15 protein-coding genes are annotated in these 16,562 nt (G+C 64.7%); 9 read left to right on the top strand and 6 right to left on the bottom strand.

Annotation, left to right across the window (positions count from 1 at the left end):
- The first annotated feature begins 158 nt into the window (after window positions 1–158).
- Both IV498_RS09435 and IV498_RS09440 read left to right on the top strand, forming a co-directional pair.
- Window positions 159–416, top strand: coding sequence for a DUF6458 family protein (locus tag IV498_RS09435; protein ID WP_269046302.1), 258 nt, complete (start codon window positions 159–161; stop codon window positions 414–416).
- A gap of 288 nt (window positions 417–704) precedes the next feature.
- Entirely contained in the window at window positions 705–2,297 is a 1,593-nt protein-coding gene (locus tag IV498_RS09440; RefSeq protein WP_269046303.1) for an MFS transporter, read from the top strand.
- 187 nt (window positions 2,298–2,484) lie between these two features.
- On the opposite strand, the gene IV498_RS09445 is transcribed toward IV498_RS09440, so the two are convergent.
- Both IV498_RS09445 and IV498_RS09450 read right to left on the bottom strand, forming a co-directional pair.
- Window positions 2,485–3,243, bottom strand: a complete 759-nt coding sequence (locus IV498_RS09445; RefSeq protein WP_269046304.1) for an SDR family NAD(P)-dependent oxidoreductase — start codon at window positions 3,241–3,243, stop codon at window positions 2,485–2,487.
- 115 nt (window positions 3,244–3,358) lie between these two features.
- A complete protein-coding gene (locus tag IV498_RS09450; RefSeq protein ID WP_269046305.1) occupies window positions 3,359–3,676 on the bottom strand; it encodes a GNAT family N-acetyltransferase in 318 nt (105 codons plus the stop codon).
- A 177-nt stretch (window positions 3,677–3,853) separates the two neighbouring features.
- Here IV498_RS09450 and pta point away from each other — a divergent pair, with 177 nt between their 5' ends.
- Together pta and IV498_RS09460 are read left to right on the top strand one after the other, a co-directional pair.
- Complete coding sequence (gene pta, locus IV498_RS09455; RefSeq protein WP_269046306.1) at window positions 3,854–5,962, top strand: phosphate acetyltransferase; 2,109 nt, start codon at window positions 3,854–3,856, stop codon at window positions 5,960–5,962.
- A 2-nt stretch (window positions 5,963–5,964) separates the two neighbouring features.
- Window positions 5,965–7,167 (top strand): acetate kinase, encoded by a 1,203-nt coding sequence (locus IV498_RS09460; protein ID WP_269046307.1) that lies wholly within the window; start codon window positions 5,965–5,967, stop codon window positions 7,165–7,167.
- Between the two features lie 26 nt (window positions 7,168–7,193).
- Here the strand turns inward: IV498_RS09460 and IV498_RS09465 are convergent, their stop codons facing one another.
- The 4 genes from IV498_RS09465 to IV498_RS09480 all read right to left on the bottom strand — a co-directional run bounded on the left by IV498_RS09465 (window position 7,194) and on the right by IV498_RS09480 (window position 10,352).
- Window positions 7,194–7,946, bottom strand: a complete 753-nt coding sequence (locus IV498_RS09465; RefSeq protein WP_269046308.1) for a hypothetical protein — start codon at window positions 7,944–7,946, stop codon at window positions 7,194–7,196.
- 126 nt (window positions 7,947–8,072) lie between these two features.
- Window positions 8,073–8,477 carry a RidA family protein gene (locus tag IV498_RS09470; protein ID WP_269046309.1) on the bottom strand — a complete coding sequence of 135 codons (405 nt, stop codon included), beginning with the start codon at window positions 8,475–8,477 and terminating at the stop codon, window positions 8,073–8,075.
- Entirely contained in the window at window positions 8,470–9,234 is a 765-nt protein-coding gene (locus tag IV498_RS09475) for an IclR family transcriptional regulator (RefSeq protein ID WP_269046310.1), read from the bottom strand. The genes IV498_RS09470 and IV498_RS09475 overlap by 8 nt, the downstream gene beginning before the upstream one ends.
- Window positions 9,231–10,352 carry a sugar kinase gene (locus tag IV498_RS09480; protein WP_269046311.1) on the bottom strand — a complete coding sequence of 374 codons (1,122 nt, stop codon included), beginning with the start codon at window positions 10,350–10,352 and terminating at the stop codon, window positions 9,231–9,233. Before IV498_RS09480 ends, IV498_RS09475 begins: the two co-directional genes overlap by 4 nt.
- Window positions 10,353–10,572: 220 nt before the next feature.
- On the opposite strand from IV498_RS09480, the gene IV498_RS09485 reads away from it, so the two are divergent.
- From IV498_RS09485 to IV498_RS09505, 5 genes are all read left to right on the top strand, one after another.
- Window positions 10,573–11,952, top strand: coding sequence for an amino acid deaminase (locus tag IV498_RS09485; RefSeq protein WP_269046312.1), 1,380 nt, complete (start codon window positions 10,573–10,575; stop codon window positions 11,950–11,952).
- Window positions 11,953–11,958: 6 nt separating this feature from the next.
- Window positions 11,959–13,623, top strand: coding sequence for an N-acyl-D-amino-acid deacylase family protein (locus IV498_RS09490; protein WP_269046313.1), 1,665 nt, complete (start codon window positions 11,959–11,961; stop codon window positions 13,621–13,623).
- On the top strand, window positions 13,616–14,251 hold the full coding sequence (locus tag IV498_RS09495; protein WP_269046314.1) for a bifunctional 4-hydroxy-2-oxoglutarate aldolase/2-dehydro-3-deoxy-phosphogluconate aldolase: 636 nt from the start codon (window positions 13,616–13,618) through the stop codon (window positions 14,249–14,251). The genes IV498_RS09490 and IV498_RS09495 overlap by 8 nt, the downstream gene beginning before the upstream one ends.
- Window positions 14,252–14,333: 82 nt before the next feature.
- A complete protein-coding gene (locus tag IV498_RS09500; RefSeq protein ID WP_269046315.1) occupies window positions 14,334–14,909 on the top strand; it encodes a gluconokinase in 576 nt (191 codons plus the stop codon).
- Between the two features lie 16 nt (window positions 14,910–14,925).
- Window positions 14,926–16,488 carry a GntT/GntP/DsdX family permease gene (locus tag IV498_RS09505; RefSeq protein WP_442951333.1) on the top strand — a complete coding sequence of 521 codons (1,563 nt, stop codon included), beginning with the start codon at window positions 14,926–14,928 and terminating at the stop codon, window positions 16,486–16,488.
- Window positions 16,489–16,562: the final 74 nt, after the last annotated feature.

Genomic DNA, 16,562 nt, shown 5'->3' on the forward strand with positions numbered 1-16,562 from the left:
CACATCGGCGCTCACACCCCTGCTCACGCCCTGCTCACATCGCGGCTCACATCGGTGCTGACCTTGTCAGCAGGTGGTCGCGCCGGTACTGTCCTTGAAAGAAGCACGGACCGAAAGGGCCCGTGGCGGAAGTTCCACCCTGGATGAAGGAGCAGCAGATGCGCATTGGATCAACGATATTCCTGATCGTTGTTGGCGCCATTCTCGCATTCGCCATCGACCCGACCCTTGTCACCTTTGTGGACCTGAAACTGGTCGGCTACATCCTGATCGTTGCGGGCGTCATCGGATTGGTGATTTCCCTGATCATGGCCGCTCCCCGCCGACAGCACCGGATCACCGAAAGCCGCAGCGCGGTGGATCCGGGAACCGGCGAGGCCGTCACCCGGAACGAGACCCGGGACACCGGCATCTGATTTTCCTTTCGCCTGCACACGTCATTTCGACTGCACAGATCCTTTCGCATGGGCAAACACGACACCAGATTCTCTCTCGGCTGCTCCCGCACAACGCGTGATTTCCGCCGGACGGGCGGTGGTTCGTAGAGTCGCACCAGCGGTGGCTGCAGCCCTGCGCGCCCAGAAACCCGCGGGCTAAATTGAGAGCGCATTATCGGTTATATGCTCCAACGTGTAAGATTGATGGTCTGCCCGGAGCTAAAAACTTCATGTCGCAAGCAAATGACCTCCACAGGAGAAGCGCAAATGCCCATAGACCCAAGTACAACTTCCTCCCCAACCGGCGCGCAGCGCGCCAAACGAACGCCGCCTCCAAGCCGGCTTCCCCACCTGAAGCGGCGCCGACTGGATGTCGGCCACATCAATATCGTCAACAAGCCGATGCTCAAAAAAGCGGTCGGCGGCACCATTGTCGGCAACACCATGGAATGGTACGACGTCGGCGTCTTCGGATACCTCATCACCACGATGGGTCCGGTCTTCCTGCCGAAGGCGGATCCAACCGTGCAGACACTTTTCCTGCTCGGAACCTTCGCGGCCACCTTCCTGGCGCGCCCGCTGGGCGGGGTCATCTTCGGCTGGCTCGGCGACAAGATCGGCCGGCAGCGGGTGCTCGCCACCACCCTGCTGATCATGGCCGCCTCCACGTTTGCCCTGGGACTGGTCCCCGGCTACGCCCAGATTGGAATCTGGGGAGCCGTCCTGCTGGTTGCGGTCAAGCTGATACAAGGGTTTTCCACCGGCGGAGAATATGCCGGTGCCACCACCTTTGTCAGCGAATACGCCCCGGACAAGCGCCGCGGGTTCTTTGCCAGCTTCCTGGACATGGGCAGCTACCTCGGCTTCGCCATTGGCGCCGCCCTCGTATCGGTTCTCCAGCTGATCCTGGGGCAACCCGCCATGGAAGCATGGGGCTGGCGACTGCCGTTCCTGCTGGCCGGACCGCTGGGCCTGATCGCCATCTACTTCCGCAGCAAGATCGAAGAATCCCCCCAGTTCCAAGCCACCCTGGATGCCCAGGAAGCAGTGGCCAAGGACGCACAAGCCACTGATGCAGATGTGGCCAAGGGCCCGATCGGCATCGTCAAGGCCTACTGGCGCCAGATCGTGCTCGCCATGATCCTGGTTGCCGCGGCCAACACGGTGGGCTACGCGCTGACCTCCTACATGCCGACATACCTAACGGAATCCAAGGGCTATGACGAACTCCACGGCACCATCCTGACCATTCCGGTGCTGGTGCTTATGGCTGTCTGCATCCCGCTGACGGGACGGCTGTCGGACCGAATTGGCCGCCGCCCGGTTCTGTGGGTGGGAGCCGGAAGCACTGTCGTGCTGGCGATTCCCGCCTTTATGCTTATCGGCATCGGGTCCATCTGGTCCACTTTGCTCGGTCTGGCACTTGTCGCCTTCCCCGTGACGTTCTATGTGGCCAACCTCGCCTCGGCCCTGCCGGCGCTCTTCCCCACCTCCAGCCGTTACGGTGGCATGGGCATCGCCTACAACTTCTCCGTGGCGATCTTTGGCGGCACCACTCCGTTCATCCTCAAGGGGCTCATTGCACTCACCGGCAATGACATGATGCCGGCGTACTATCTGGTGTTCACATCCGCCATCGGAGCCATTGCCATCTACTTCCTCAAAGAATCCGCCCGGAAACCGCTGCCCGGATCCATGCCCAGCGTGGCCACCTCGGCGGAGGCACACGAGCTGGTGGCCGAGCAGGATCAAAATCCGCACCTCGACATGGACATCATGCCGTTCGATGAGACGTACGAGTCCATCCCGGAAGCCGACGATGCCCATACTGCTTCGTCGGACACTCGCGTTCAGCAGTAGCAGGAAATTGCACAGCACGACGACGACGCAAGGCGGTGCGCGCAACCTGCGCGTGCCGCCTAGCTTTGACTTATTGCGTTCCGGATCCACCTAAACCTATTCCGGATCGGCACGGAATTTCCTGCTGACGGGAGCGAAGTCCCGCAGCTTACCGGCGCGGGATCCCGCCGCGGCCAGCCAAAAAGTCTCAGCGACCGCGCCTGCCGGCCGCAGCGCCGAGCCCTGCGGGAACAAAACGGCTTCCGGCCGCCAGCAGCGCATAGCGTTTCGAGGGGATCGAAACAGCCTTTCCACTCAGGGCATCGGCCAGGCCTTCGCGGACCACCCGGTCCGGGCGCAGCCACATCCACTCCGGAATGGCCCGGGTCGATGCCCCCATCCGCTGATGGAATTCGGTGTGCACAAAGCCGGGGCAAACCGCCGTCATCGTCACTCCGCGGGGGCCGTACTCCAGGTTCGCCCACCGGCTGAAGCTGATGAGCCAAGCCTTGCAGGCGCCGTAGCTGCCACGCGGAATGAAGCCGGCCATGCTGGCCACATTGATGATCCGTCCATGACCATGCTCCAGCATGACACCCAAGGCTGCATGCATCAACTGCATCGGCGTCGTGACAAGGATCCGCAAATGTGCTGATTCCTGGTCCAGGGTGTTTTCATCAAAGGGTTTGGGCAGGCCATACCCCGCGTTGTTCACCAGGATCGTTATCCGTTCGCGCACCTGCCGGAGCCGCGCGGCCACCCGGTCGACGGCGTCGTTCGTTTCCAGATCCGCGACGATGGTTTCCACCGCCACGCCGAAGTCCTGCCGAAGGGTTGCAGCCCCCGTGGCCAGCCGTTCGGCATCTCTGGCCACCAGCACCAAGTTGTAGTGCTTCGCCCCCAGCTGGCGGGCAAATTCTGCCCCCAATCCCGCCGTCGCTCCGGTAATCAATGCAGTTTCAGTCATGCCCCATGCTACCGACGCCCTGCCCGCGAAGCCCCACTTCCCTTGCCTGCCCCACCCATCTCCCAGCCGGCCCGCAGGAGCCACCTCTTGGTTGGAATCAGGGCGAGCGGTGGAGTTAGGGCGAGGGCCAGTCCGTGCACTGGGTATACACGTCGTGCCTGCTGACGAACCGGGCGATGAACGCGCAATGCGGAATAATCCGCTTTCCGGAAGCCACCACATCATCGAGGGCGTAGCGGGCCAGCACCTTCGCCAGACCGCGGCCGCTGAAACCGTCCGCGGTTTCGGTATGGAGAAAATCCACGTGCCCGGGCAGGTCCCTAAAGTCCACGGCGCAGGCCGCTTTGCCGGCGACCTGCAGCTCGTAGCGGTGCTCCACGTCGTTGCGGTGCATTGTCACATCGTTGTGGAAACTTTCTGCAGTATCGATCATCCTTCGAGCTTGGCACTTTGGCTCCCCGCTGGCAATGGATCGTGGCCACCTGCGCGCAACGGCGTTTACGGTTAGCGTTGCACTTGGGACCGAGGGCAAAGTCGACGCAAAAGTCGACACTTAAAACGTCCGCCCGCGCTGGATGACTTGTGCAGCCTCAGAGATGCAGGAGAGACAATGAGCCGAGGTATCTACGTCAGCGCCACCACCGCGGGATCCGGAAAGTCGCTGATCACGCTTGGCCTGGCGGATATGCTGCACCGGCACGCGGACCGGATCGGCTTCTTTCGGCCCATCGTCCAGGTGCAGGATCCCACGCAGGATCCGATGGTGGCGCTGATGCGCCGCACTTTCAACTTGGACGACACGCGGTGCCGCGGCGGGCTGACGGACCAGCAGGCGCGCACCATGCTCGCCGCGGGCCGGCGCGAGGACATCGACACCGCATGCGTGGCCATCTACAGTGAAATCGCCAGCAACTGCGACGTGGTGATTGTCGAAGGAACGGACCTCACCGGGCACGACGCCGCTGTCGAGTTCGATCTGAACGCACGCCTTGCGAATAACCTGGGTTGCCTGGTGGTGGCGGTCGTCGGTGCGCGCGGCATGACCGCCGACGAGGCCGCCGACGCGGTTGACGTGGCACGCCGGGAACTGGATGCCGCGCAATGCTCGCTGCTGGCGATGATGGTCAACCGGGCGGACGAGGCCGAAGTCACCCGCATCGGCGCCGCCGTGCGGCCGGGCGCCTCCCGGCGGCCGGTCTACGTCTTTCCGGAGCTCGAGGAGCTCTCCCGTCCCACCGTCGCCACGGTGGCCGCTGCGTTGGGCGGCGGGCAGATCGCTGGAAGCTCAAACCTGGAACGCGATGTCACAGGCATCAAGGTCGCCGCCATGAACGTCGGAAATTTTTTGTCCGTCCTGCGCGACGGTGAGCTGGTAATCACCCCGGGTGACCGGGCGGACGTCATGGTCGCCACGCTTGCCTCCGCGCTTTCCGCCGAATTCCCGGTTCCTTCCGCCTTGGTGCTTACCGGCGGGCTCTCCCCCGATGCCCATATCTATCCCCTGCTGGCTCAGGCTCCCTTTCCGGTCTTCGCCGTTGCCGAAGACACCTACCAGACGGCGAAACGGATCAGTGAGGTGCGCGGGGAGATTGCCACCGGCGAGCGCCGCAAGGCCGCTGCGGCACTGGGCGCGTGGGCGAAAGCGGTGGATGAACCTGAACTGCTGGAACGCCTCACGTTGCCGCGGCCCGAACGGATGACACCTCTGCGGTTCCTGCATGAACTGATCGAACGGGCCAGGTCCGCCCGGCGGCATATTGTGCTGCCCGAGGGTTTGGACGTGCGGATCCTGCGCGCGGCCGAGATCCTGCACCGCCGGGATGTCTGTGAGCTCACCCTGCTTGGACCGGTGCACCAGATCCGGGAACTGGCGTCGGCCCACGGAATCGACCTCACCGGCCTGCACCTGAGCGATCCGGCCACGAGCGAACTGCGCGAAGACTTCGCGGTGGAGTATGCGCGGCTTCGCGCCCATAAGGGCATCGAGCTGCAGGCCGCCCGGGAGGTGATGCTGGACGGTTCCTATTTTGGCACCATGATGGTCCAGCTCGGCATCATGGACGGCATGGTTTCCGGAGCCGCGCACACCACTGCCAACACGATTCGGCCGGCCCTGGAGTTTGTTAAAACGCAGGAGGGGGTCAGGATCGTTTCGTCGGTTTTTCTGATGCTGCTCACCGATCGGGTTCTGGTGTACGGCGACTGTGCCGTCAACCCCGATCCCGATGAGGAACAGCTGGCGGACATCGCCATAGCGTCAGCGGGAACAGCAGCCCAGTTTGGCATCGTTCCGCGCATTGCCATGCTCTCCTACTCCACCGGGGGTTCCGGCGCCGGGGAGGCAGTGGATCAGGTTCGCCGGGCCACCGCCCTGGTCCATGCCCGCCGCCCGGATCTCGCGGTTGATGGTCCGCTGCAGTACGACGCCGCCGTCAACGCCTCCATTGCCTTGTCCAAAATGCCCGGATCCTCCGTCGCGGGGCAGGCAACCGTCTTCATTTTTCCCGACCTGAATACCGGCAACAACACCTACAAGGCGGTGCAGCAATCCTCCGGGGCGGTCGCCGTGGGGCCGGTCCTGCAGGGCCTGCGCAAGCCGGTCAACGATCTCTCCCGCGGCTGCACCGTCGAGGACATCGTCAATACGGTGGCGATCACCGTCGTGCAGTCCCACACCCTGGCACCCGCCGCAGTTCCGCAATCAGAAGGACAGGTCTGAAAATGCTGATTCTGGTGCTCAATTCCGGATCTTCCTCGATAAAGTACCAGCTGCGCCAGGTACCCGTCCCGGATGATCCTCTGCGGGCAGCCGACGGTCCGCAAAGCAATGGCGCCGACGACGGCGGACGGGTCATCACCGGCGGCTTGGTTGAGCGCATCGGCGACCGCGCAGCGGGACCCGACAGCGTCAGCGACCACGCCGAGGCGCTGGAGCGGATTGCCCTGGCGGTCAACGAGGCGCTCGACGGTCAGGAGCTCGATGCGGTGGGGCACCGGGTGGTGCACGGCGGCGAGCGCTTCAGCGCCCCGGTGCTGATCGACAATGAAATTACCCGCGCCATCGAGCGGCTCAATCCGCTGGCGCCGCTGCACAATCCGGCCAACGTTTTGGGCATCCGTGCCATCACCGATAAGTGGCCCGCACTGCCACAGGTCGCGGTGTTCGACACGGCCTTCCACCGCACGCTGCCGGAGTTCGCCTGGCGTTACGCGGTCCCGGACGTGCTCTACCGCAATTTTGGCATCCGCCGCTACGGTTTTCACGGCACCTCGCACGAGTTCGTCGCGCACCAGGCGGCGAAGCTGCTGGGCGTGGAGCTGGGCGCCTTTTGTGCGGTGATTGCGCATCTGGGCAATGGTGCGTCGGTCGCTGCCATCCAGGACGGCGTGAGCGTTGACACCTCCATGGGGTTCACTCCGCTGGAGGGGCTCGTGATGGGGACTCGGTCGGGGGACATCGACCCCTCCATCCTGGTCTTCCTGGCCCGGCAGGGAATGGACGCAGACGAGATCGATGACCTGCTGAACCGGGATTCCGGGCTCCAGGCGCTGGCCGGCAATAATGACATGCGCTCCGTGGTGGAATCGGCCGAAGCCGGAAATCACCGGGCCGTGCTGGCACTGGCGGTCAGCTCGTATCGGCTGGCCAAGTACATAGGTGGTTACCACGTGGCCGTTGGCGGTGCGCAGGCCTTGGTTTTCACTGCCGGCATCGGAGAGAATTCCTGGCAGTTCCGCCAGCTGGTGGCCGGACGGTTGAGCGCTCTGGGCATTAAGCTCGACGACGACGCCAACCGGAAGCGCAGCAAGGAACCTCGGGTGATCAGCACGGCGGATTCAGACATCGCCGTCCTGGTGGTGCCAACGGACGAGGAGCGGGCGATCGCGGAGGCGACGGCCGCCGTCGTCGTCAGCTCCCGCTGAGCAACCGTAAGTACCCGGTGGAACGATCAGCCCTGCCGGGCCTCGCCCAGCGGACAGGCCCAGAGCGCGCTCACTCCGGCTGCCCGCTCCGCAGCGATTAAGGCCAGTTCCAACCGCCGCACCGCTGGCACATACTCGCCATCCGCTGCCGCGCGATGCACGTCTGCCTCACGCATGGCCCGGAACAGCCGGGCCGTTTCCGGCTGCCTGACGTCGGACATGGCGGGAAAGTCGATCAGGTTCCCGAGCTCCAGTTCGTAGCAGCGCCAGCGGGCCAGTGCGGCCTCGTGCCGGGCAGTGGCGGGAACAAAGGAACGCTGTACCGTGCGGCGTGCCCGCCGCCGGTGGCGGAAATCCTCAGCGGCGGGAGTGCCAAGATAAGCCGCCACGGCGGTTCCGGCCGCCAGGAAGGCCATCCCGGCACCGGCTACAGGACTATAAATTGCCGGAATCAGCACGCATGGCAGCAACAGGGCCAAGGCCAGGAAGCAATTCCAGAAAACCGCATCTCCACTTCGGGAGCGGCCTTTTTCCGCGCTGCCGCGCAGGCTCCACACGCGCAGGCCGCCGACGCTCAGGTCGTCACTGAGCATGTCATCACCCGGCAGGTCATCACCCGGCAGGTCATCACCGCGCTGGTTAATATCGCGCGGGTCACCGGCGCGCAGCCAAAAGACGAGGACGGCAAGAACGCCCACTACGACCACGGCACAGCTGCCCAGCTGCAGGAAAACCCCGATGGCGCTCATTCCTTCACCTCCAATAGGGGCGATTGCCATTGCTTCCATTGGAGTCCCTGCCGGGCAAATAATCAATGCCCCGGAATGAGGGACCGCCCTTGGCTGGGTTCAACCCCGCCAACGCGCGCAGGCACCCCGCCATCGGTTCAGGCGTGATGGCCTGGCTCAGGAAGTTATAGCCAGGGCGTCGATTTCCACGAGCATGACCTCGTGCGGGAGGTCAACGAAAACTGTGGTGCGGCTGGGCAGTGCGCCGCCGGGCACGTTTTCCTGGATAAACTCACCGTAGACCTCGTTCATGGCGGCGAAGTCCGCGCGTTTGGTGAGATATACCCGGAACATCAGCACGTCTTCCACCGAGGATCCCCCGGCCAGCAGGATCGCCCTGATATTCTCCAAAGTCCGCCGGGTCTGGACGCGAACGTCCCCTTCGCCGATGTACTGGTTCGTTTCCGGATCCATGGGTCCCTGGCCGGAGACCTGAAAAAATCCGCCCTTTTGGATTCCCTGGCTGAAGACATGGGCCGGAGCCGGAGCATTTTCGGTCAGTACAACATTTTTTTCACTCATGTGTGGTCCTTTCGGGATTTACCCAGCCCAAGTCCGCGGAAATGGCCTCGGTGCCGGCTTTGAGATCGGGCAGCAATTTCAGCAGATCGCTGTAGCCAAGCAGCACGACGGGAACGGAGAAGGATGCGGCCGCGATAACGCGCCCGCTGGCGTCCCGGACAGGGGCTGCAATACAGTGCACGAAGGACTCATGCTCTGCATTGTCATGCGCCCAACCCTGTTCCTTCACTTCCACCAGTTCGGCCAGCAGTTGTTCAGGCGTGGTGATCGTATTGGCCGTGAGCTTGATGTAGTCCAGCCCCCTGGCAATGTGTTCCTGGCGGGCGGGCGGCATGTCGGCCAGCAGCACTTTGGCGACGGCTGCGGAGTGCAGCGCCGCGGTCAGTCCCACCCTGGAATACATCCGTACCGGGTGATGTGATTCGAACTTGTCGATGTACACCACCTCACCGCCCTCGAAGGCAGCCAAGTGGACCGTGTGTCCGGTCCGGGCGTTGAGTTCGGCAAGATGAGAATGCGCCACCGTGCGGATGTCGCGCTGCTCCAGTGCCTTGGAGGACAATTCAAAGAATTTCGAGCCCAGCCTGAAGCGCTGACTTTCGTCGCGCACCACGAACCGCTTCTCCTCCATTGCGTGCAGCAGCCGCATAACTGTGGTTTTGTGCACCGATGCCTTGCCGGCGAGGTCATCCAGGGTGGCCGGCTTTTGGGCCAGCTCCGCCAGCAGGTCAAGGGCCCGGCTCAGACTCTGGCTCATGGCGCCTCTTCAGGCATTGCGGCTGCCCCCTCCACTCCGGCCATCATCCGCATAGCGGCCCACTCCTCATCACTTCCGGCCAGAATGGCCGCCACCATGTGTGCCGGCGGCAGCGCGCCCCGGTCGCCATTCACAATCAGCGTACTTGCCGCGCTCAGATGTCCGCGGCGCAGGCAGGATTTTTGGTCCAGGCCGAGGGCCATTCCGCTCAAATATCCGGCCGCGAAGGCATCCCCGGCTCCAACGGGCTCCACTACCTCCACCCGCAAGGCGGGAACGTCCACCCGGCTTCCGTCCCGGCAGAGCGCGGTGGCAGAAATGTCGGCGTTCTTGATCACCAGGACCTCTGGATCCGGCAGCAGCCGGCGTAGCCGGCTCTCGTCGTCGGTACCGAAGGCAAGCTCGGCCTCATCGCGTCCCATCAGGACCACGTCGGCGAGGTTGGCCAGCTCCGCCAGGATGGAAGCATCCCGTCCGGCCCACAGCGCCGGGCGCCAATTGACGTCAAAGCTGATGATCCGGCCCTTTCGTTCGGCGCGGAGAATGGCCCGGGAAAGCTCCGCGCAGTCCTCCGACAGCGCCGCGGTGATGCCGCTGAGGTGGATCAGCGCGGCCTCCCGCAGCAGCGACGCCACGGCGGGATTGGCCAGTGTTGCCGGACCCATGGCGGAGGCCGCCGAGCCGCTGCGGTAGTAGATGACCGAGCTCATTCCGGCGGCCGGGCCGTCCGCCTGCCCGAGGACGGGAGGTCCGCCGACTCTGCCGCCTATGCCCTCTTTGTCGCCTATGCCGGGGTCCGCAGGCACGACGACGGACGGGTCGCCGGCGGGGGTCACGGCGGGAACCTTGACGTACAAGCCCGTGGGCCGAACCGGATCCACCTCCACCCCCGAGGTTCCGACGCCGTGCGCGCGCAAGTCGTTCAGGATGCGCGTACCGAACCCGTCCCGGCCCACCCTGCCGATCCAGTGCGCCGGCAGGCCCATGCTGCTCAGCCCCATGGCGACATTTGATTCCGCCCCGCCGATGCCAAACAGAAGTTCGGTGGCTTCGTGCAGCGGCGCGGCCCGGGGGGTGAGCATGGCCATGGTTTCACCGATGCAGACGGCTGACGGCACGAGCGGCACTTCCTCTCGGTGGTTGAAGCTGTTGGCGGGGTGAGCCCCGAGTGCGCGTAATTCCGGCCGGACGAACCGGACGAACGGGCCCGGCGGCGGCCTTGACTGACGAACTGCACCCATGTTAGACATGTTTTCAGCAGTGTTGCAACCATCGTTGCAACATACGCAATGCCTGTACCGCCCCGGCCGCCGCCGGCATCCGAAGGGACTTACGGCTTTGAATTCATTTTCCACAGCTGCCGCCGACAATCCCGGCTCCGCAGGGCAAACCGGCCAGCAGATCAGCGCCGAGGCCGTGGACCAGTTGCAGGACGAGGTACTGGACTGGCGCTACAAGGCCGCCCCCGCTTCCGCGTCCGGCCAAACCGCCGGCGATTTTACCCGCTCCGGAAAGAGCCTGGCCGACCTGCAGACCCCGCTGCTGACCCTGGATGCCGGTGCTCTGCGGGAGAACATGGATCATCTGGCCGCGTGGTGCGCCCGGCACGGCGTTCTGTTGGCCCCGCACGGAAAAACCACCATGGCACCTCAGCTCTGGTCCGAGCAGCTGCGCCGCGGGGCGTGGGGCATCTCGCTGGCCAACCTCGCCCAGCTGCGGGTGGCGCGCGCCTTCGGTGTGCACCGGCTGATGCTCGCCAACTCGCTGACGGATCCACACGCGATAAGGTGGGTGGCCGGCGAATCCAGCCGGGAAAACCCGATCCTGTCCTGGGTTGATTCGGTGCAGACGGTCGAACTGCTTGAACGCACGCTCGCTGCGATGGAGGGCAAGGTGGTCCTCGACGTCCTGGTTGAAGTGGGCGGCCTGGGCGGACGCACCGGTGCCCGGGGCTTTGATGCCGCGCTGGAGGTTGCCCGCGCCGCGGCTAACTCCGACTTCCTGCGGCTGCGGGGCATCAGCGGCTACGAGGGATCACTGGCCCACGCCGCGGATCCGGAGAGCCTGGCCAAGGTGCGTAACTTCCTGCTGGAAATGAAGTCCGTCCATCAGGAACTGCTGGCGGCCAAGCTGTATGCCGCGGACGCGGATATTGTGCTGACGGCCGGCGGAAGCGCCTACTTCGACACCGTGGTGGAGGTGCTCGGTCCCTGCATTGGGGCAGCGGCAGCGGAATCCGGAAAAGCGGAAGATACCAAGGAGCAGCGCGTTGATCTGGTCATCCGCAGCGGGGCCTACATCATCCACGACGACGGCTTCTACCGCCAGATCTCCCCCTTTTCCCGGCACGGCGCGCAGCCGCTGCGCGCCGGAATGCACGGCTGGGCCCGGGTGGTTTCCAGCCCCGAGCCAGGACTGGCCATCCTGGATGCCGGCAAGCGCGATCTGCCGGTGGATGAAGGACTTCCGGTTCCACAGGCCATCGGCTCCGGACTGGGCGCCCCGATGCGGCCGCTGGCGGGCAGCATCACCGCCGTCAATGACCAGCACTGTTTCCTGCGCTTTGACGCCGCTGCCAGCCAGGTTCTTCCGGGCGACGTGGTGCGCCTTGGACTCTCGCATCCCTGCACCGCTTTCGATAAATGGACGCTTATCCCCGTCCTCGCGGACACCGAAAATGACCAGAGGGTCGTGGACCTGGTCCACACTTTTTTCTAGGCGCCCATGACTGATCATTTCTCCGCCGCTCAACCGGCACACGCCACCCTGATCCGCAATGCCACAGTGGTGGACGGCACCGGCGCACCGCGCCGGCCCTTGGACGTCGTCGTCGACCGCGGCCGAATCAACCGGCTGGCTCCTCCCGGAACGTTGGACGCCGCCGGGTTTAGAATGGCGAACGTCATCGACGCCGATGGCCTGGTACTGAGTCCCGGTTTCATCGACATGCACGCCCATTCGGACCTGCAGCTGCTGCTCAATCCGGCCCATTACGCCAAACTCAGCCAGGGCGTCACGACGGAGCTGCTGGGACAGGACGGGCTGTCCTACGCGCCGGTGGATGACGTGGTGCTGGCAGGGGTGCGGGCGAAAATCGCCGGCTGGAACGATGATCCGGCAGACTTTGATTTCTCCTGGCGCAGCGTACGCGGGTACCTGGACCGGCTGGATGAAGGGATCGCAACGAACGCGGCCTATCTGGTTCCCCAGGGCACCATCCGTGCCATGGTGATGGGCTTCGAGCAGGCCGAAGCGACGGCGGAGCAAGTGGCGCGGATGCAGGCGCTGGTCCGCACGGCGATGGACGAGGGGGCGGTAGGGATGTCCTCCGGCCTGACCTACACTCCCGGCATGTACGCCAGCACCGAGGAATTGGCCGCGCTGTGCCGCACGGTGGCTTCCTGCGGCGGTTTTTACGCCCCGCATCACGGCTCCTACGGGAAGGGCGCGTTGACGGCGTACGCCGAAATGATCGAGCTCAGCCGCGTCACCGGCTGCCCGCTGCACCTGTCCCATGCCACCATGAACTTCGCCCCGAACAAGGGACGTGCGGGGGAGCTGCTGGCGCTGATCGAGCAGGCATTGGACGACGGCGTCGACATCACCTTGGATACGTATCCTTACCTTCCCGGCGCCACCACGCTCGCCGCTATCCTGCCCAGTTGGGCATCTTCGGGCGGGAGCGAGGCGACACTGGAACGGCTGGCCGACCCGGCTTGCCTGGCCAGGATCCGGACGGACCTTGAGGTCAACGGCTCCGATGGCTGTCACGGCGTGGTGGTCGAATGGGAGACCCTGGAGATCAGCGGAGTCCGCGACTCGACCCTGACCGGCTGCGTCGGCAAGACCATAGCCGGCATCGCGGCGGAAAGCGGGCGGCCGGCATTCGAAGTGTTCGTTCAGATCCTGCGCACGGACCGGATGGCGACCGGGATCCTGCAGCACGTGGGGCATGAGGAGAACGTCCGGGCCATTCTGGTGCATAGCACCCATACCGGTGGAAGCGATGGCATCCTGGTGGGAGCCAAGCCGCACCCGCGGTCCTGGGGAACCTTTCCCCGCTTCCTGGGCCATTACTGCCGCGAATTGGGTCTGCTCAGCCTGGAGGACATGGTCCACCATCTCACCGGCCGCCCCGCCGCCCGGCTCAAACTCGACAGGCGTGGACTGATTCGTCCCGGCTTTGCCGCCGACCTGGTGATCTTCGATCCGAAAACCATCACGGACACCGCCAGCTTCGAGGAGCCCCGCCAGCCCGCCACCGGAATCGAGTACGTCTTCGTCAACGGCACAGCCGCCATTGCGGCCGGGAGTCCCACCGGGGCGTTGGCCGGGAGAGCCCTAAGACACACCAGCAACAGCGAAGGAAAGACCACAGCTCATGACTGACGAGGAATTCATCGCCCGCCTTGCCGCCGACCGCTCCCTGGTGGTGGTCCGCGCACCCGTCATTCCGGATGCGGCCCAACTCTGCCAGGCGTTGGCCGACGGCGGCATCCGCAGCATCGAGCTGACGTTCACCACCCCCGACGTGCTGCGGCACCTGAGCGCCGCCGTCGCAGCGGCCGACGGGCATGGCGCCGTCGTCGGCGTGGGAACCATTCTCACCGCCGACCAGGCCCGCGCTGCCGTCGACGCCGGTGCGCAGTTCCTGGTCACCCCCGGGCTGCGCCCCGCTGTGGCAAAGGTGGCGGTCGAGGCCGGCATTCCGTTGTGCCTGGGCGCCATGACGCCCACAGAGGTGGCCCAGGCCATGGACCTGGGCTCGGCGGTGGTGAAGATCTTTCCTGCCCGGCAGCTCGGACCGGCCTACCTGAAGGACCTGCAGGGACCCTATCCCGGAGTCCAGCTGCTCCCTTCCGGCGGGATCAGCGCCGCCAACGCGCTGGACTACCTCAACGCCGGAGCTGTGGCCGTTTGCTGCGGCACCAGCGTGGTGCCGCCGGCCGCCGTGGCGGAGGGAAAATGGTCGGATATCACCGCGCGGGCCACCGCCTTCACCGGGGCGCTGAATTGACCACCGCGCGCCCGAAGAGTGGAGCCGGAGCGGTCGGCGCCGCTGCTGACAAAGAGCACGGGCGCGTGACAGGATGAGCCATGTGAGCACCGTGTCCGCCACTGGGAGCAGCGGAAAGCCCGGAGACCTGCCACGCAGCGGTCCACGCGTGCTGGTTCTCATGGGGGTCTCCGGCTGCGGCAAAACCACTGTTGCTGCGCTCCTTTCCGATCAACTCGGCTGGGACTTTGAAGAAGGCGATTCCCTGCACCCGCAGGCCAATGTGGACAAGATGGCTGCCGGTCATCCGCTCAACGACGAGGACCGGTGGCCCTGGCTGGACAAGGTGGCCGAATGGATCAACGGTCGGTTGGACGCGCACCAGAACGGCATCGTGACCTGTTCCGCGCTTAAGCGCTCTTACCGGGCCAAACTTGCCCGGCCCGGCGTCATCTTCGTGTATTTGAACGGAGACCAGGAGACTATCGCCGCCCGGCTGGCCAGGCGGCAGGGACATTTCATGCCGGCCGCCCTGCTGGCCAGCCAGTTCGCCGATCTTGAGGAACCCGGCCCGGATGAGGCCGCCCTGTGGGTCAGCGTTGGACCCCCTCCGGGTGAAATCGTCCGGACCATAACCGAGGACCTATCCCTCGGACAACAGACGCCCACCATTAACTAAGGACAGGAGAAGAGTGATGAGTCTTTTAACCCACCTTCAACCCGCCGCGGCCTATCTGGCCGCCGGCGATGACACAATGGCAAAAATCCATGAACCTTGGGTTGGCCATGACAGCCAAGTGCTGATTATCACCGCGATAGGCATCGGCATCGTCGTGGGCCTGATCGTCTGGCTCAAGATGCACCCGTTCCTGGCCTTGACCATCGGCTCGCTTTTCGTCGGCATCGGTTCCGGCATTGCGCTCGGATCCGTCGCGCACTCCTTCGAAACCGGTGTGGGGGCGGTGTTGGGCAACGTTGGTGTGCTCATTGTCCTTGGCGCCATGCTCGGTAAACTGCTGGCGGATTCCGGCGGTGCGGACGAAATCGTGGACACCCTGCTCAAGGGAAGCCCGCGGGCGCTGCCCTGGAAGATGGCACTCGTTGCCTTCATTATCGGCATCCCAATGTTCTTTGAAATCGGCTTGGTGCTGCTGATACCCGTTATTATGCTCGCGGTCAAACGTTCCAAGGGCCCGGCCATGTTGCTGGCCATCCCCGCACTGGCCGGGTTGTCAGTGCTGCACGGATTCATTCCGCCGCACCCCGGACCACTCGTTGCGATCGCAAACCTGCACGCCGACGTCGGCATCACCTTGGCCATCGGCCTGGTCATCGCGGTTCCCACCGTCGCCATCGCCGGTCCACTGTTCTCGCGGTTCGCCGCCAAGTGGGTCCCGATCGGGGCCCAGGGCGCCGGTGGCGGACTGATCGGTGCAGGTGCACGGACGGGCTCCGGCTCCCCGGCTGCCGCGGCAGGGTCCGTCGGGCTCTCCCCCCGTGACACCGGCACCGGAAGCGCGGTCTCCGCGGAAGTCTCCGCGGAGACCGGAGCCATGGCCGAAGGACGCAGCCGTGATCCCGAGGCCCGGCGCAGCCCCACCTTCACCTGGACATTGATCACCGTCCTCTCGCCCGTGGTGCTGATGCTGATCCGCGCCGCCTCCGACCTGTGGATGAGCAAGGACGCGGCACTCTACCCGTTCCTGCAGTTCATCGGTGAGCCCATCGTTGCCCTGCTGATTGCCGTGCTGCTGGCCATGATCACCTTCGGCACCTCAGTCGGCTTCTCCGCCTCAACCCTGACCAGCAAGCTCAGCGAGTCCCTGATGCCCATTGTCAGCGCCACCATGATCGTCGGCGCCGGCGGCGGGTTCAAGCAGGTCCTGGTCGACGGCGGAACGGGCATCGCAATCGGCAAGATCGCTGTCGCCGTAAGCATCTCGGCGATCCTGCTGGGCTGGATCGTTGCGGTGATGATCCGGCTGGCGACAGGCTCTGCCACCGTCGCCACCATTACCGCCTCGGGCATCGTGGCGCCGCTGGCATCATCACTTCCGCCCACCCATCTGGCACTGGTGGTGCTGGCCGTTGGAGCCGGGTCGCTGTTCTTCTCGCATGTAAACGACGCCGGATTCTGGCTGGTCAAGGAATACTTTGGCATGACCGTTGGGCAGACCATCAAGACTTGGTCGGTGATGGAGACGATCATCTCCGTCGTCGGCCTGATCCTGGTGTCTCTGCTGTCCCTGGTCTTGTAGCTGCCTAAACGCTGACCAGGATATCCCGCTCGAAAAAGCAGCAGGGGTGGAAGCTTGACGCTTCCACCCCTGCT

This window comes from Paenarthrobacter sp. Z7-10, assembly GCF_026932795.1.
Taxonomy (GTDB): domain Bacteria; phylum Actinomycetota; class Actinomycetes; order Actinomycetales; family Micrococcaceae; genus Arthrobacter_M.

Excerpts from the sequence above, each read along its gene's own strand:
- IV498_RS09435 (WP_269046302.1), top strand. The coding sequence starts at position 159 with ATGCGCATTGGATCAACGATATTCCTGATCGTTGTTGGCGCCATTCTC.
- IV498_RS09440 (WP_269046303.1), top strand. The coding sequence starts at position 705 with ATGCCCATAGACCCAAGTACAACTTCCTCCCCAACCGGCGCGCAGCGC.
- IV498_RS09445 (WP_269046304.1), bottom strand. The coding sequence starts at position 3,243 with ATGACTGAAACTGCATTGATTACCGGAGCGACGGCGGGATTGGGGGCA.
- IV498_RS09450 (WP_269046305.1), bottom strand. The coding sequence starts at position 3,676 with ATGATCGATACTGCAGAAAGTTTCCACAACGATGTGACAATGCACCGC.
- pta (WP_269046306.1), top strand. The coding sequence starts at position 3,854 with ATGAGCCGAGGTATCTACGTCAGCGCCACCACCGCGGGATCCGGAAAG.
- IV498_RS09460 (WP_269046307.1), top strand. The coding sequence starts at position 5,965 with ATGCTGATTCTGGTGCTCAATTCCGGATCTTCCTCGATAAAGTACCAG.
- IV498_RS09465 (WP_269046308.1), bottom strand. The coding sequence starts at position 7,946 with ATGGCAATCGCCCCTATTGGAGGTGAAGGAATGAGCGCCATCGGGGTT.
- IV498_RS09470 (WP_269046309.1), bottom strand. The coding sequence starts at position 8,477 with ATGAGTGAAAAAAATGTTGTACTGACCGAAAATGCTCCGGCTCCGGCC.
- IV498_RS09475 (WP_269046310.1), bottom strand. The coding sequence starts at position 9,234 with ATGAGCCAGAGTCTGAGCCGGGCCCTTGACCTGCTGGCGGAGCTGGCC.
- IV498_RS09490 (WP_269046313.1), top strand. The coding sequence starts at position 11,959 with ATGACTGATCATTTCTCCGCCGCTCAACCGGCACACGCCACCCTGATC.
- IV498_RS09495 (WP_269046314.1), top strand. The coding sequence starts at position 13,616 with ATGACTGACGAGGAATTCATCGCCCGCCTTGCCGCCGACCGCTCCCTG.
- IV498_RS09505 (WP_442951333.1), top strand. The coding sequence starts at position 14,926 with ATGAGTCTTTTAACCCACCTTCAACCCGCCGCGGCCTATCTGGCCGCC.